Source organism: Rathayibacter caricis DSM 15933, from assembly GCF_003044275.1.
GTDB lineage: Bacteria > Actinomycetota > Actinomycetes > Actinomycetales > Microbacteriaceae > Rathayibacter > Rathayibacter caricis.
The window spans coordinates 174160-188330 of sequence record NZ_PZPL01000001.1 but is presented as its reverse complement, the minus strand read 5'-3'; the positions used below and the strand labels follow the sequence as shown (position 1 = coordinate 188330).

Below are 14171 nucleotides of genomic sequence, written 5' to 3'. Positions count from 1 at the left end.
CGTGAGCCGGGGTTCTTCTGCTTCCAGGCCGCGCCGTCAGACCGCGCAGCCCGCGAAGAGCACGTCGTCCGAGGCGACCAGGTCCTCCAGTCGCAGCAGCCGCTCCAGGTCGTGACCGGCGGCCAGAGCGTTCGCCCGCTCGCCGTTCGTCTGCGGCGCGAGCCGCCCCTCCATGACACCGCCCAGCGCACGGACGGCGCACGCCGCGACGACGCCCTCCGGCGTCCCCCCGATGCCGAGAACCAGATCGACCGCGCCGTCGGGGTCGGCCGCCTCGATCGCGACCGACACGTCTCCTTCGCCGCGCAGCGACAGCGCGACTCCGACGCCGCGCAGCTCGGCGATCAGGGCGACGTGCCGCGGCTTGTCGAGCACCGCGACCACGAGCTCCTCCACAGGCCTGCCCAGCGCCTCTGCCAGCGCCCGCGCGTTGTCGCCGGGGGAGCGGTCGAGCGAGACCACTCCCGCACCCGCCGCCGAGCAGACCAGCTTGTCCATGTAGAAGACGTCGCGCGGATCGAAGAGCGTGCCCCGCGGCGCCAGCGCGATCACGCAGACCGATCCGGGCAGCCCCTCGGCGGTCAGCCGGGTGCCGTCGAGCGGATCGACCGCCACGTCGCACGAGGGAGAGGTCGCGCGGCCGAGGCGCTCGCCGTTCGCGAGCATCGGCGCCTCGTCCTTCTCGCCCTCACCGATCACCACGACTCCGTCGAACGGAGCGTCGGCCAGCACCTCGCGCATCGCCGCGACGGCGGCGGCGTCGGCCGCCTCCTTGTCGCCGCGCCCGTGCCAGGCCCTGGCCGCTTCCGCCGCCGCCCGCACACTGTCGGCGATCGCGTAGCGCAGCTCCAGGGAGTAGGCGTCCGACGCGATCAGCCGCACGTCGCTCATGCGCGAGCCGGCTGCGCCGTCGCGGTGCGCACGAGGCGCTCGAGCGTGCGCAGCCCGTCCGAGGACAGCACCGACTCCAGGTGGCCCTGCACCGACGCGACGTGCTCGCCGCGGAGCGCGTCGACCACTCCGCTGACCGGGTCGCCCGACACCTCGAGATCGAGCAGCGGGGTGCGCTCGACACCCGATCCCGCCACCGACGAGAAGGTGTTGTAGAAGCCGATCGCCGCCTCCTCGCCGAAGACGTCGACGGCGAGGCGCACGCCCTGCCGCGGAGCGGGCAGAGGCTCGACCGGCAGTCCGGCGAGCAGCGAGAGCATCTGGTGGCTGAGGCAGACGGCGAGCATCGGCCGCTCCGACTCGAGCCGCTCGGTCATCAGCTCCCGGAGTCGCGCGATGCGCGGCTCGGACCCGTCGCGCGGATCGCCGGGGCCGGGCCCGAACACCACGAGGTCGTCCGTGAGCACGTCCTCCACGCTCGACCAGCGCTCGACCCGGGCATCCATGCCGAGGTGCCGCAGCTGGTGCGCGAGCATCGTCGTGAACTGGTCCTCGTTGTCCACGATCAGTGCGGTGTGGCCGTCGAGCCCGGCGATGTGCTCGGGCGCCTGGGGCCGGAGCCAGAACGACGCGAGGCGCTCGTTGCGCGCCTCGAGCGCCTCGGCGACTCCGGGCTGCGCGTTGAGGTCGACGGCCGGCGGGACCGCCCGGCCCGGCAGGAGCCCGAGCGCCGACAGCACGCCGGACGCCTTGGCGCGCGTCTCGGCGACCTCCCCCTCCGGGGTGGAGTGGCGCACGAGGGTCGCACCCGCGGGCACGGTGAGGCGCCCGTCGGGGCGGAGGTAGGCGGTGCGGATCAGGATCGGGGCGTCGACGGTGTAGCCGTGCTCCTCGGGCTCGAAAAGGGCGAGGACGCCGGAGTAGTAGCCGCGCGGCTCCTTCTCGTACTCGGCGATGACGGCGCAGGCGTTCTCCATCGGGGAGCCGGTGACGGTGGGCGCGAACATCGTCAGGCGCAGCACCTCGCGGACGTCGAGGTCGGTGCGCCCCTCGAGGAGGTACTCGGTGTGGCTGAGCCGCGACATCTGCTTGAGGAAGGGGCCCAGGATGCGTCCGCCGTTCGGGCAGACCGCGCTCATCATCTTCATCTCCTCGTCCACGACCATGAAGAGCTCCTCGCTCTCCTTCACGTCGGCGAGGAACGCGAGCACCTCCTCGCCCGTGGGCCCGGCGGCCGGGTGGCGGAACGTGCCGCTGATGGGGTTCATCATCGCGACGCCGTCGCGCACCGAGACGTGCCGCTCGGGGGTCGCTCCGACCGCGGTCACGGTCTGGGCGCCGTCGACGCCGGGCGTGTGGATCGCGAAGGTCCAGTAGGCGCCCGACTCGTCGGTCAGCAGCCGGCGGAACCAGGCCAGCACCGCCTCGACCGGGGGAGCGTCGGTGTGGGCGACGAACGCGCGGTTGATGACGAAGTTCGCGCCCTCCCCACGGCCGATCTCGTTCTCGATCACGCGGCGCACGATGTCCGCGTACTCGTCGTCGGGCACGTCGAACCCGCGCTCCTCGACGGGGATCTCGCGCTCGGGCAGCAGGCGGAGCACGTCGTCCAGGGGCACGCTCTCGCGCTCGCGGACGATCAGGTTGCGCAGCGGCGCTCCGTCGTCCTTCGCGGCGAACCCGCGCTCGCGCACCTGGCGGTAGGGGACGAGGGTGAGGACGTCCTCGCCGTTCAGCGGGATGTCGGCGAGCCCCTCGACGTCGACGACGTCGCCGGTGAAGACGTCCACCTCGGACCGGCCCTGCCGGAGCACGACGGCGAACGGCAGCGATCCGTCGGAGGAGAGGATGCGGGAGAGGAGCGAGGTCATCGTGGTCCTTGGTTCGGGGTGTCCCTCACCCGGGCCCTGACATGCAGAACGACCGCCCGGATGAGGCGGTCGTGTGCGAGGGGTTCGCGCGTCGGTCCGCCTAGGAGGCGGGCCACCAGGGGCTTCGGGTCGACGTGCGCACGGGGGGAGTCTAGGGGACGCCCGGCCGGGCGGCCAAGCGGATCAGGGGGTCCCGGACGCGGCGACGCGCTCGGTCGTCTCGCCCCGGAGCGTGCGCAGGAGGAGCGTCGCCCCCGCGGTCGCAGCGGGGGTGGCGATGACCGCGCCGCCCGGGACGAGGAACGCGAGATAGACGGCGATCCCGAAGCCGAGCGACACGGCCCGGCGCTCGCCGAGGAGCCGTCGCCGTTCGCCGAGAGCCATGCCGCGTGCGTCGCCGGCGAAGCCCGTCAGCTCGAGGGCGAGCGCGCGACCGCCGACGAGGGCTCCCGCCACGAGGCCGATCACCTGGCCGACGATCGGGATCACGCCCAGCAGCACCAGCACGATCCCGATGCCCAGCGACGTCGCGATGAGCACGGCCGAGTCTCGGAGCGAGCGGGCCAGCCCGGCCCAGAACCCGGATTCCCGCTCGTCCGGCACGCCGCCGAGCTCGTCCTCGACACCGCGCCAGATCCGCTCGTAGAACGGGTCGCCCACCAGCAGGGTGACCGCCGCGAACACGACGACCCCGAGGGCGACGAGGGCGCCGACCGCCGCGATCGAGATCGCCAGTCGTGCGTTCGACGCCCAGGTGTCGCTCCAGTCGTCGGCGAACGGGGTCAGCGCGGCGACGACGTCGCCCACGCGGGTCACGACGAGCACGAGCAGGCCGAGGAACACGAGGCCCACGATCAGCGGAGGGATCGCCCCCAGCAGCATCGCGCGGGGCGAGCGCACCCAGGTGCCGAAGCCGCGGAGGAAGAGGCGGGCGCCGAGGGCGAGTTCGCGCAGGACCGTCATGCCCCGATCCTCGCAGCCCGGTGCGACCGCTGTCAGACCCGCGCGAACGGAGCGAGCAGGCCCGACATCGCTTTCGGGCGCGGTGCGGCGAACTCGTCGCGCCGCGAGGTCGTGACGCCCATCGCCACGAGGCCTTCGACGAGGCGGACGGCTGCCGCGACTCCGTCGATCACCGGTACCCCCAGCTCGCTCGAGAGTTCGCGGCAGAAGTCGGCCATGCCGGCACAGCCCAGCACGATCACGTCCGAGCCGTCGGCGGCCAGGGCGGCGGCGCACTCCTCCAGGACCGCCCGGCGGGCGTCCGAGTCCGGATCGTCGAGCTCGAGCACCGGGATGTCGCAGGCGTGCACGCCGGCGCAGGCGTCCCCGAAGCCCGCTCGTCGCGCGATGTCCCACGCGCGACCGCTGGTCCGCGACAGAGTGGTCACCACGCTGAAGCGGCGGCCCACCAGGGTGGCCGTGTGCATCGCGGCCTCGGCGATGCCGACGACCGGGCCGCGCGCGATCTCGCGGGCGGCGTCCACTCCGGGATCCCCGAAGCACGCCACCACGAAGCCGTCGCTGCCCGCCGCGTCAGCCCGGACGATCTCGTGCAGCAGCCCGGGCACCGCCAGTGCCTCGTCGTAGTGGCTCTCGATCGAGGCGGGCCCCATCGGAGGCGTCACCGCAGTGATCACGGTGCCGATCGAGGCGACGGAGCGGGCGGCCCGGCCGATCGCCTCCGTCATCCGCTCGCTGGTGTTCGGGTTGACGACGGTGATGCGCATGGCGTTCCTCGGGGACGTGGCGGGTGCGGGGAGGGCGGCCGCCCGGAGCGAGCGGCCGCCCGGGCGGATCAGGCGGCGCTGCCGTCGCTGACGTTCTCGAGGTCCTCCTCGAGTCGGCCGATCCGCGGTGCGCGGCGCTCGAGCAGGGCCATGGCGACGAAGCCGAGACCGCAGCCCAGGAACCAGCTGTAGTCGCCGAGCCAGGTGAAGGAGGGGCCGCCCGCCTCCGCGATCCAGCGGGGCACGAGCACCGAGGCGACCGACGGCACTCCGCCGATGACGGTGGCCCACACCGCGTTGGGGTTGAACCCCTTCGAGAACCAGTATCGTCCCGTCTCGCTCATCGTGTAGAGGTCGTCGACCCACACTCGCTGGCGGCTGATCAGGTAGTAGCCGGCGATGAGCACGCCGAACAGCGGGCCGATGAGGGCGCCCAGGATCCCGAGCGTGTAGTGGATGGCGGTGTCGTTCGAGTACCAGTTCCACGGGGTCAGCAGCACCGAGCCGACGGCGGCGATCATGCCGCCCATCCGCCAGCTGATCTTCTTCGGGTTGACGTTCGAGAAGTCGAACGCGGGCGAGATGAAGTTGGCGACGATGTTGATGCCGATCGTCGCGATGACGAAGGTCAGCCCGCCGAGCAGCACCGCGAACCAGGTGTCGATCCGCTCGACCGTCTCGATCGGATCGGTGATGAGCTCGCCGAAGACCGGCACCGTCGCGGACGCGGTGATGACGGTGAGGAGGGAGAAGAAGAGGAAGTTGATCGGCAACCCGAGCAGGTTCCCCTTCTTCACCGCGCCGTAGCTGCGGGCGTAGCGCGAGAAGTCGCCGAAGTTGAGCATCGGCCCCGAGAAGTAGGAGACGACGAGCGCGACGGCCGAGATCATGACGGGCAGCGAGGCGGCGAAGTCGAGGACCTCGCCCGAGCCGAGGTTCAGCGAGATGTTCTCCCAGCCCGCCTGCGACACGAGGTAGACGGCCAGGACCAGCATCACCACGTAGACGGCGGGTCCGGCCCAGTCGATGAAGCGGCGGATCGACTCCATGCCCCGCCAGAACAGCGCGGCCTGGGCGACCCAGAGGATCGCGTACGAGAGGTAGCCCAGCGCGGACAGCCCGAGGAAGGACGCCTCCGGAGTGTTCCAGGCGGCGAGGTCGGGGAAGAACTTGAGGAACACGATGTTCAGCGACTGCGCCGCGAGGTAGGTCTGGACGCCGTACCAGGCGATCGCGATGAGGCCGCGGATGATCGCGGGGATGTTCGCCCCGCGGATGCCGAAGATCGCCCGGTTGATGACGGGGTAGGGCACGCCGGTGATCTGGCTCGGCTTGGCGACGAGGTTGCAGAAGATCTGCACGATCACGATGCCGACGACCAGTGCGACGAGCACCTGCCAGCCGGCGAGTCCGAGCGCGAAGAGGGATCCGGCGGTGACGTAGCCGCCGACGCTGTGCACGTCCGACATCCAGAACGCGAAGATGTTGTAGCTCGACCAGCGCTGCTTCACCAGCGGAGCGAGGTCCTCGTTCGCCAGGCGGTCGTCGTAGCCGGGCTTGATCAGCGCGGCGCCGGCCGGGAGCTCGGGGGCGTCGGGTGGGACGGCGGGCAGGTCGGTGCGGGGTGCTGTGGCGCGGTCGGTCATGGAGGATCCACCTCTCGGGCGGCCGGGCGCGGGCCCGGCTCGGATCGGATGTGTCAGGGTGGTCGTGGTGGCGGACCGAGGCGGTCGGCCGTCCCCGCGGAGTGCGTGAGGCGCTGTTCGTGGAGTCCGGTGCCGTGAAGCAGTGGCTTCACAGCATGTGAACCTATTGCTTGACACACTCCGGCTCGTTTCGGGTCCGTTACGGGTGTGTGACGATCGCCGAAGGAGGGCCGCCCGATGCTCACCGAGGACTCGACTCCCGATGCCGGTGCCCCCGAGAGCCCGGTCGAGATCGCCGCGGGGGCGCTCGCCGCAGGCGTCGACCGCGAGCGCCTCGGTGCGCGCCTGCGCGAGCTGCGGCTCGCCTCCGGCATGTCGCTGCGCGCCCTCGCCCGGGAGCTAGGGATCTCGGCGAGCGCGGTCTCGCAGATCGAGCGCGGCTCGATGCAGCCCTCGGTCGGCCGCCTGATCGCCGTGGTCGGCGCGCTCGGGGTGCCGCTGTCGGCGGTCTTCGACGAGCCGGCGCCCCCGTCGGTCGCCACGGCGGTCGTGCGCGCGGGCGACGTCGCTCCGGTGACCCTCGACGGCGGCGTGCTGTTCCGTCGGCTCGCGCCCCGCCCGGTCGAGGCGGTCGACTTCTTCGAGTCGACCTACCCGCCGGGGTCGACCTCGACCGCGCATCGCCAGTTCCTGCGGCACGACGGCTTCGAGGTCGGCACGGTGACGCTCGGCGAGCTCACGGTGGAGTTCGAGGATGAGACCGTCGTGCTGGCGGCCGGCGACGCGATCACCTTCCCCTGCGAGCGTCCGCACCGCATGGTGAACCGCGGGGCGTCGACGGCCGTCGCGACCTGGCTGATCGTGCACCGCTGACCCGCCCGGCGCCGTCGTGCGCGGAACCATCTGAGTATGGGAGAGTGGCGTCGCTCCTCCACAGAGGGGGAGGGGTCGGAGGCTGTCCACACCCGCGACGAAACGCGGTCGAGGGCCCTCCTCGATGTCGGTGCCGACTGGTGTGCTGTGCGCCTCGAGCGATTGGTGCGGAACATGGACGGACGACAGAACGGCGGGCGCGACCACGGGTGCCCGATGTGGTGCGCGGGCGAGCACGACGAGGTGGGAGGGCGGGCGCGGCGGCTGCACCGCTCCGAGGCGCGCAGCGTGCCGGTCGTGCGATGGCGGCCCGAGGTCTCCGCCGACGAGCCCGAGGCGCTCGTCGTGCACGTCTCGGTCTGCCGCCCGGGGGACGACGGCGAGGAGCGGCTCCGGATCGAGTCCGACGCGCTCGGAGCGCTCGATCTCGATCTCAGCGGAGCGGCCCGCTTCGTCCGGGCGGTCGAGCGGGCGCTCCTGCTACGAGGAGTCGCGGGATGAGACGCGGGGAGGATTCGGCGGGAGCAGGTCCGCCAGCTCGACGTCCAGCGCCTCGCAGAGCGCGAAGAGGGTCTTCAGCTGCGGATTCGCGGGGGAGCCGGGCTTCGACTCCCCCTTCTCGAACTTCTGGTAGGTGTAGCCCGCGAGTCCGGCGGCGTGGGCGATGCGCTCCTGGCTCTCGTTCTTGGCCATGCGCGCGCGGTGGAGGTTGGTGCCGAGCTCGCGGGCGTACTCGGCCCAGTCGCGTTCGGGGAGGGGTGTCGACATGCTGGCCAGCTTCCGAGAAGAACGCGCGCGGGTCACCCATACGTGCATGGGAAATTGCGGATGGTCATACGCGCGTGCCACCCGGGCGAGGGGAGACCGCCGCCGCGAGAAGGGCACCGCGTACACTGTCCGGGTGCCCGTGAACCCCGAACTGACCGGCCGCGCCTTCGCGCCCACCGCCGTCTACCAGGTGGGTCGAGAGAAGGTCCGCGAATTCGCGCGCGCCGTGCTCGCCACCTCTCCGCTCCACCACGACCCCGAGGCCGCGCGCCGCGCCGGGTACGCCGACGTGATCGCGCCGCCGACCTTCGCCGTCGTGCTGCAGGAGCTCACCGTCTCGCAGGTGCTGGCCGAGCCCGACTCCGGGATCGACTTCAGCCGGGTCGTCCACGGCGACCAGCGCTTCGTGCACTCCCGCCCCATCGTCGCCGGCGACGAGCTCGTGGCCGTGCTGAGCGTCTCGAGCGTCAAGCAGCTCGGTCCGCACTCCATGGTGACGATGGAGTCCGCCGTCACCGACAGCGACGGCGCGCACGTCGTCACCGCTGTGTCCACCCTCGTCGTCAGGGGAGACGAATGAGCACCGAGTCCGCCGCCGTGCCCACCGGGGAGCCGCTCGCGCCGCTCCCCGTCCTCGCCGAGCTCCAGCAGGGCCAGGTCCTCGGCGAGCGCCGTCTGCACTTCGAGCGCGACACCCTCGTGCGCTACGCGGGTGCGTCGGGCGACTTCAACCCGATCCACTACCGCGACGACGTCGCCGCCGAGGTCGGGCTCCCCGGCGTCCTCGCGCACGGGATGCTCACCATGGGCACCGCGGTCCAGGTCGTCGTCGACTGGGTCGGCGATGCCGGCCGCATCCTCGACTACCAGGTCCGCTTCACCCGCCCCGTCGTCGTCGACCCCCGCGAGGGCGCCGATGTCGACGTGGTCGCCAAGGTCGGAGCGATCGACGCCGAGGCCGGCTGGGTCCGGGTCGATCTGGTTGTCTCGGTCGCCGGTCAGGCCGTGCTGGGCAAGGCCCAGGCGCGCGTCCGGCTCGTCTGACCCGGTGCCGATGACGCCGCCGTCCCTCTCCACGCTGACCACGCTGCGCGTCGGCGGCGCTCCCGAGCGCTACTTCGAGCCCGCCACCGCGACCGAGCTGGTCTCGGTGCTGCAGGAGCTGTGGGCCGACGACGAGCCGTGGCTGCTGCTGGGAGGCGGGTCGAACCTCCTCATCGGCGACGACGGAGTCGAGGGCGCGGTCGTCCGCGTCCGCACGACGGGAGTCGAGCGGCTGCACTCGGATCGGCCCGGCTCCGTGCACCTGCGCGTGCAGGCGGGTGAGTCGTGGGACGGGCTGGTCGCGACCACCGTCCGGAACGGCTGGACCGGACTGGAGGCCCTCAGCGGGATCCCCGGAACCGTCGGAGCCTCGCCCGTCCAGAACATCGGCGCCTACGGCCAGGAGCTCAGCGACACGCTCGTCGCTGTCGACTTCCTCGACGAGGGCGCCCGCGAGCCCGTGCGCCTCACTGCGGCCGAGCTCGAGCTCGGCTACCGCACGTCGGTGCTCAAGCAGGGCCGCCGGGGCGCGGTCCTCGCCGTCGAGTTCGCCCTCGAGGAGACGGAGGGGGTCGGCGCCCCGATCGCGTACGCGCAGCTCGCCTCGGCGCTCGGCGTCGAGCTCGGCGACCGGGTCCCCGTCGACCGCGTGCGCGAGACCGTGCTCCGGCTGCGCTCCTCCAAGGGCATGGTGCTCGACGCCGACGACCCCGACACCGCCAGCGCAGGGTCCTTCTTCACGAACCCGATCGTCACGAGCGCCGCCGCCGCCGGGCTGCCGCCGACCGCACCGCGCTGGCCGGTCGAGCCGGCCGCCGAGGCCGACGTCGTCACTCCGCTCGACGCCGTCGCCGCGGGCGCGCCGATCGGTCTGCCCGCGCCCTCGGCGCCCGACGCCCTCGTCAAGCTCAGCGCCGCATGGCTGATCGAGCACTCCGGAGTCTCGCGCGGGTTCGCCCTGCCCGGCTCGCGAGCGGCTGTGTCGAGCAAGCACACCCTCGCGCTGACCAACCGCGGCGGCGCCCGCGCCGAGGAGGTCGCGGAGCTCGCCCGCTACGTCCAGGGCCGCGTGCTCTCCGAGTTCGGCGTGCTGCTGCACCCCGAGCCCGTGGTCGTCGGCACCACGGTCTGAGGCGGCGCGGCCGTCCCCTGCTGGTCGAGCAGCCGCGGAGCGGCGGATCGAGACCCGTGATGGCCGACTGGGGTGGATCTCGAGACGCGGCCTCCGGCCGCTACTCGATCAGCGAGAGCTGCTGCTGGTCGAGTAGCCGCGGAGCGGCGGATCGAGACCCGTGATGTCCGGCGGGGGTGGATCTCGAGACGCGGCCTGCGGCCGCTACTCGATCAGCGAGAGCTGCTGCTGGTCGAGCAGCCGCGGAGCGGCGTATCGAGACCCGCGATGTCCGGCTGGGGTGGATCTCGAGACGCGGCCTGCGGCCGCTACTCGATCAGCGAGGCCGGTCAGGCGTCGCGGCGGATCCAGCGGAACGTCAGGCGGCTCGCGAGGAGCCCGAGGACGAGCCAGACGCCGAGCACGATCGCCACGCCGCCGAGATCCCAGGCGCCGTCGACCTCGAGCTGCTCGAAGTCGGCGGGGAGGAACACGGCGCGCATGCCCTGCGCGATCCACTTCAGCGGGAACACGCTCGCGATGTTCTGCAGCCAGTCGGGCAGCGTGGTGAACGACAGGTACGAGCCCGAGATGAACTGCAGGACCAGCAGCGGCGGCACGATCACCGCGGTCGCGCTCTTGCCGGACCGGGGGAGCGCCGAGACCGCGATGCCGAGGATCGCGGAGGTCGCGACTCCGGCGAGGTAGATCCACGTGAAGGTCGCCCAGCGCCCGCCGTCGGTCGGGAGCTCGACCGAGAAGGCGGTGGCGGCGACGACCAGCAGGAGCGCCGTCTGCGCGACGCTCGTGACCAGCACCTGGCCGAACTTGCCGAGGAAGTAGCTCAGTACGGGCAGCGGAGCGCCGGCGAGGCGCTTCAGCGTGCCGTCGCTCCGCTCCACCGCGATGTCGACGCCGAGGTTCTGCACGCCCGAGAGCAGGATGCCCGCGGCGACCAGCCCGGGCACGTAGTACTCGGCCATGGTGATGCCCGGATCCTGCGGGTCCGCCTGCATGATCGCGTTCTCGCCGAACGCGACCGAGAAGATCGTGAGCAGCAGCACCGGGAAGAGGAAGGTGAAGAACACCTGGTCGGGCGCCCGGAAGTAGGAGCGGACCTCGTAGCGGGCGCGGGCGGCGCCGAGGCGCAGGGTGCGGCCCGGTCCGGTGCGCAGGCGGGTGCGGGGGCGGGCCTGGGTGATCGCGCTCATGCCGGCTCTCCGATCATGTCGAGGGCGATGCCGCCGTCGCTCGCCCGGTCGTCCCGGATGAGGTCGAGGTAGATGTCCTCGAGGCTGGGCCGCTGGACCTCGAGAGCCGGCGGCTCGCCGAGCCGCGCCGAGAGCTCGGCGACGAAGCGGGTCGGCTCGCTCGTTCGGACCCGGTGGAGCACGCCGGCCTCCTCCCACTGCACGATGGGCACCCGCGCCTCGTCACCGCCGATCTCGCCGATGGGGCCGATGGCCAGGAGCCGACCGCCCGCGATGACCGCGGCCCGATCGCCGAGACGGGCGGCCTCGTCGAGGTAGTGGGTGGTGAGGAGGATCGTGGTGCCCTCGCTCTTCAGGAGCGCGACGAGCTCCCAGAACGAGTGCCGCGCCTCCGGGTCGAAGCCCGTGGTGGGCTCGTCGAGGAACACCAGTTCGGGACGCCCGATGATGCCCAGGGCGACGTCGACCCTGCGGCGCTGACCGCCCGAGAGCTTGCCGATGCGCGAGCGCGCCTTCGACGTGAGTCCGACGGCCTCGATGGTCTCGTCGACGTCGCGCGGCCGCGGGTAGAGGCCGGCGAAGTGCGCGATCTGCTCGCGGACCGTCGCGTTGCCTGACTCTCCGCTGGACTGCAGCACGATGCCGAGCCGGGACTTCCAGGCGAGGTCGCCGTGGCGCGGGTCGACTCCGAGCACCGAGGCCTCGCCGCCGGAGCGGTCGCGGTAGCCCTCGAGGATCTCGATCGTCGTCGACTTGCCGGCGCCGTTGGGCCCCAGGAGGGCGAACGTCTCTCCGCGGTGGATGTCGAACGAGATGCCGGTCAGTGCGGGCGCGCCACCGTAGTCCTTCCGCAGATCTCGGACTCGGACTGCTGCGTCAGGGCTCATCGCACCAGCGTGCCCTGTCCCGGCCCCCATTGACAGCTCTGCACCCTTTTCGCCACCCCCTCTTGCGATTTCCCCCCTCGTCCCCCAGAGCCGACGCGCCCCGAAACCGGAAGGAGCGGCCTCCGGCTCGCCGGCACGGCCGAGCCGGACCGGTGATCCGCGTGCGAGCGGATCGCCGTAGGCGGACGCTGGACGCTCTGCGGATCGCAACCACCTCGCGAGCCGACCGCGGCCGATCGACGACGGAGGAGGAGAGAGGCTTACGAGAACAGCTTCTGCAACCGCCGCACGCCCTCGAGCAGTGCGTCGTCGCCGAGCGCGTAGGAGAGGCGCAGGTATCCGCTCGGGCCGAACGCCTCTCCGGGGACGGTGGCGACCTCGGCCTTCTCGAGGATCAGGTCGGCCAGCTCGAGGGAGGTGGTCGGCGTGACGCCGTCCCACTCGCGGTTCAGCAGGCCCCGGACGTCGGGGTAGACGTAGAACGCGCCGCCCGGGGTGGGGCAGTCGACGCCGTCGATCGCGTTCAGCTCGGCGACGATGGTGCGGCGGCGGCGGTCGAAGGCGAGACGCATCTCCTCGGCCGGCTCCTGCGGGCCCGTCAGGGCCGCGATGGCGGCGCGCTGCGAGACGTTGGAGACGTTGCTCGAGAGGTGCGACTGCAGGTTCGAGGCGCCCGAGATCGCGTCGGCGGGGCCGACCATCCATCCCACGCGCCAACCGGTCATCGCGTAGGTCTTCGCGACTCCGTTGACGAGGATCGTGCGGTCGCGCAGCTCCGGAACGGCCTCGACGATGGAGGTCGCCCGCTCGAGGGGACCGGCGTCGTCCTGGCCGTCGACGGCGTAGACGAGGTTCTGGTAGATCTCGTCCGCGATGACCCAGAGGCCGTGCTCCTGCGCCCACTCGCCGATGGCGCGGGTCTGCTCGGCCGAGTAGACCGCTCCGGTGGGGTTCGACGGCGAGACGAACAGGAGGACCTTGGTGCGCTCGGTGCGCGCCTCCTCGAGCTGCTCGACCGTGACGAGGTAGCCCTGGTCGGCTCCGGCGAAGACGTCGACCTGCACGCCGCCGGCGAGCTTGATCGCCTCGGGGTAGGTGGTCCAGTAGGGGGTCGGCACGAGGACCTCGTCGCCGTCGTCGAGGAGGGTCTGGAACGCCTGGTAGACGGCCTGCTTGCCGCCGTTGGTCACGACGACCTGCGACGCCTCGACGGCCCATCCGGAGTCGCGCGCCGTCTTCTCGGCGATCGCGGCGCGGAGATCCGGCAGGCCCGCCGCCGGGGTGTAGCGGTAGTTCTTCGGGTCGAGCACGGCGGCCGACGCGGCCTCGACGATGTGCTCGGGAGTGAGGAAGTCCGGCTCTCCCGCCGCGTACGAGATGACGGGCCGGCCCTGCGCCTGGAGGGCCTTGGCCTTCGCGTCGACCTTGAGGGTCGCGGACTCGGCGATGGCGGAGATTCGGGCGGAGACGCGCGTGGGAGCAGACACGAGCGCCAGCGTATCCTCTGCGCGCGCGAGGCCGCATCCGTGCGCCGGGGCCCGGCTGGACACTCCTGGCGGGTCCACGTACACTCTTCCGAGGTAGTCGAACTCTGCCACTCTTCACCGCGCCCGACAGGGCTGCGACGGGTGTTGGAGGGTTCGGTTCCTCCTCGGATGCCCGCAACGGCATCCATAGGGCGGTGGCTCAATTGGTAGAGCAGCGGTCTCCAAAACCGCAGGTTGCAGGTTCGAGCCCTGTCCGCCCTGCACATCGATGCCCGTCGCACGCGGTCCCCGCGATGCAGCGGACATCGGTCCAGGGTCGCCCGATGGGCGGCCGGCCACACCGGAGGTTCCGGTGCGGGAAAGGTGCGTGCAGGTGGCCGGGAAAGCAGTCGACGAGCCGAGCGAGGACGTCGTCGCGATCGCGAATCAGCAGCGTGCGGCGCGGCGCAATCCGTTCGCGCGGATCGCCCTCTTCATCCGGCAGGTCATCGCCGAGCTGAAGAAGGTCGTGACGCCGACCAGGAAAGAACTCGGCAACTACGTCGTGGTGGTCCTGATCTTCGTCGTCATCATGATGGCGCTGGTGTCGTTCCTCGACTGGGTGTTCGCGCTGGCCGTCACGTACGTCTTCGGCACACCGGGCGCCTGACCC

Annotated in this window: 15 protein-coding genes and 1 tRNA gene; 7 read left to right on the top strand and 9 right to left on the bottom strand. The window is 71.9% G+C overall.

Going from position 1 to position 14171, the window contains the following annotated elements:
- Nucleotides 1-36: 36 nt before the first annotated feature.
- The 5 genes from C1I63_RS00880 to C1I63_RS00860 form a co-directional block, all read right to left on the bottom strand.
- A complete protein-coding gene (locus tag C1I63_RS00880; RefSeq protein WP_107573411.1) occupies nt 37-891 on the bottom strand; it encodes a class II fructose-bisphosphatase family protein in 855 nt (284 codons plus the stop codon).
- A complete protein-coding gene (locus tag C1I63_RS00875; protein WP_107573410.1) occupies nt 888-2762 on the bottom strand; it encodes an anthranilate synthase family protein in 1875 nt (624 codons plus the stop codon). The genes C1I63_RS00880 and C1I63_RS00875 overlap by 4 nt, the downstream gene beginning before the upstream one ends.
- Before the next feature lie 183 nt (nt 2763-2945).
- Nucleotides 2946-3725, bottom strand: a complete 780-nt coding sequence (locus C1I63_RS00870) for an EI24 domain-containing protein (RefSeq protein WP_055790586.1) — start codon at nt 3723-3725, stop codon at nt 2946-2948.
- Nucleotides 3726-3757: 32 nt separating this feature from the next.
- Nucleotides 3758-4492 (bottom strand): aspartate/glutamate racemase family protein, encoded by a 735-nt coding sequence (locus C1I63_RS00865; protein ID WP_107573409.1) that lies wholly within the window; start codon nt 4490-4492, stop codon nt 3758-3760.
- 68 nt (nt 4493-4560) lie between these two features.
- Nucleotides 4561-6138: an NCS1 family nucleobase:cation symporter-1 gene (locus tag C1I63_RS00860; protein ID WP_107573408.1), complete on the bottom strand. Its 1578-nt coding sequence runs from the start codon at nt 6136-6138 to the stop codon at nt 4561-4563.
- A gap of 237 nt (nt 6139-6375) precedes the next feature.
- On the opposite strand from C1I63_RS00860, the gene C1I63_RS00855 reads away from it, so the two are divergent.
- Together C1I63_RS00855 and C1I63_RS00850 are read left to right on the top strand one after the other, a co-directional pair.
- Complete coding sequence (locus C1I63_RS00855) at nt 6376-7011, top strand: helix-turn-helix domain-containing protein (RefSeq protein WP_107573407.1); 636 nt, start codon at nt 6376-6378, stop codon at nt 7009-7011.
- A 174-nt stretch (nt 7012-7185) separates the two neighbouring features.
- Nucleotides 7186-7512 carry a DUF6907 domain-containing protein gene (locus C1I63_RS00850; RefSeq protein ID WP_146168329.1) on the top strand — a complete coding sequence of 109 codons (327 nt, stop codon included), beginning with the start codon at nt 7186-7188 and terminating at the stop codon, nt 7510-7512.
- On the opposite strand, the gene C1I63_RS00845 is transcribed toward C1I63_RS00850, so the two are convergent.
- Entirely contained in the window at nt 7492-7779 is a 288-nt protein-coding gene (locus tag C1I63_RS00845) for a helix-turn-helix domain-containing protein (RefSeq protein ID WP_055790599.1), read from the bottom strand. The genes C1I63_RS00850 and C1I63_RS00845 overlap by 21 nt on opposite strands.
- A gap of 133 nt (nt 7780-7912) precedes the next feature.
- On the opposite strand from C1I63_RS00845, the gene C1I63_RS00840 reads away from it, so the two are divergent.
- From C1I63_RS00840 to C1I63_RS00830, 3 genes are read left to right on the top strand one after another with little or no spacing between them, the layout of a single operon-like run.
- Nucleotides 7913-8359, top strand: coding sequence for an FAS1-like dehydratase domain-containing protein (locus C1I63_RS00840; protein ID WP_082481220.1), 447 nt, complete (start codon nt 7913-7915; stop codon nt 8357-8359).
- A complete protein-coding gene (locus C1I63_RS00835) occupies nt 8356-8823 on the top strand; it encodes a MaoC/PaaZ C-terminal domain-containing protein (protein WP_107573405.1) in 468 nt (155 codons plus the stop codon). Before C1I63_RS00840 ends, C1I63_RS00835 begins: the two co-directional genes overlap by 4 nt.
- A 10-nt stretch (nt 8824-8833) precedes the next feature.
- Nucleotides 8834-9955 carry a UDP-N-acetylmuramate dehydrogenase gene (locus C1I63_RS00830; protein WP_211315536.1) on the top strand — a complete coding sequence of 374 codons (1122 nt, stop codon included), beginning with the start codon at nt 8834-8836 and terminating at the stop codon, nt 9953-9955.
- 329 nt (nt 9956-10284) lie between these two features.
- Here the strand turns inward: C1I63_RS00830 and C1I63_RS00825 are convergent, their stop codons facing one another.
- The 3 genes from C1I63_RS00825 to C1I63_RS00815 form a co-directional block, all read right to left on the bottom strand.
- Nucleotides 10285-11145, bottom strand: coding sequence for an ABC transporter permease (locus tag C1I63_RS00825; protein ID WP_055790605.1), 861 nt, complete (start codon nt 11143-11145; stop codon nt 10285-10287).
- On the bottom strand, nt 11142-12032 hold the full coding sequence (locus C1I63_RS00820; protein WP_055790608.1) for an ABC transporter ATP-binding protein: 891 nt from the start codon (nt 12030-12032) through the stop codon (nt 11142-11144). The genes C1I63_RS00825 and C1I63_RS00820 overlap by 4 nt, the downstream gene beginning before the upstream one ends.
- Nucleotides 12033-12292: 260 nt before the next feature.
- A complete protein-coding gene (locus tag C1I63_RS00815) occupies nt 12293-13519 on the bottom strand; it encodes a pyridoxal phosphate-dependent aminotransferase (protein WP_107573403.1) in 1227 nt (408 codons plus the stop codon).
- Between the two features lie 188 nt (nt 13520-13707).
- Between C1I63_RS00815 and C1I63_RS00810 the strand changes: the two genes are divergently transcribed.
- Together C1I63_RS00810 and secE are read left to right on the top strand one after the other, a co-directional pair.
- Nucleotides 13708-13780 (top strand) — tRNA-Trp (locus C1I63_RS00810).
- A gap of 112 nt (nt 13781-13892) precedes the next feature.
- The gene (secE, locus tag C1I63_RS00805; protein ID WP_055790614.1) at nt 13893-14168 is read left to right on the top strand and encodes a preprotein translocase subunit SecE; all 276 of its coding nucleotides are present in this window, start codon (nt 13893-13895) and stop codon (nt 14166-14168) included.
- The last annotated feature ends 3 nt before the right edge of the window (nt 14169-14171 follow it).

Coding starts and splice junctions, on each gene's coding strand:
- C1I63_RS00880 (WP_107573411.1), bottom strand. CDS start 891: ATGAGCGACGTGCGGCTGATCGCGTCGGACGCCTACTCCCTGGAGCTG.
- C1I63_RS00875 (WP_107573410.1), bottom strand. CDS start 2,762: ATGACCTCGCTCCTCTCCCGCATCCTCTCCTCCGACGGATCGCTGCCG.
- C1I63_RS00870 (WP_055790586.1), bottom strand. CDS start 3,725: ATGACGGTCCTGCGCGAACTCGCCCTCGGCGCCCGCCTCTTCCTCCGC.
- C1I63_RS00865 (WP_107573409.1), bottom strand. CDS start 4,492: ATGCGCATCACCGTCGTCAACCCGAACACCAGCGAGCGGATGACGGAG.
- C1I63_RS00860 (WP_107573408.1), bottom strand. CDS start 6,138: ATGACCGACCGCGCCACAGCACCCCGCACCGACCTGCCCGCCGTCCCA.
- C1I63_RS00855 (WP_107573407.1), top strand. CDS start 6,376: ATGCTCACCGAGGACTCGACTCCCGATGCCGGTGCCCCCGAGAGCCCG.
- C1I63_RS00850 (WP_146168329.1), top strand. CDS start 7,186: ATGGACGGACGACAGAACGGCGGGCGCGACCACGGGTGCCCGATGTGG.
- C1I63_RS00845 (WP_055790599.1), bottom strand. CDS start 7,779: ATGTCGACACCCCTCCCCGAACGCGACTGGGCCGAGTACGCCCGCGAG.
- C1I63_RS00835 (WP_107573405.1), top strand. CDS start 8,356: ATGAGCACCGAGTCCGCCGCCGTGCCCACCGGGGAGCCGCTCGCGCCG.
- C1I63_RS00830 (WP_211315536.1), top strand. CDS start 8,834: ATGACGCCGCCGTCCCTCTCCACGCTGACCACGCTGCGCGTCGGCGGC.
- C1I63_RS00825 (WP_055790605.1), bottom strand. CDS start 11,145: ATGAGCGCGATCACCCAGGCCCGCCCCCGCACCCGCCTGCGCACCGGA.
- C1I63_RS00820 (WP_055790608.1), bottom strand. CDS start 12,032: ATGAGCCCTGACGCAGCAGTCCGAGTCCGAGATCTGCGGAAGGACTAC.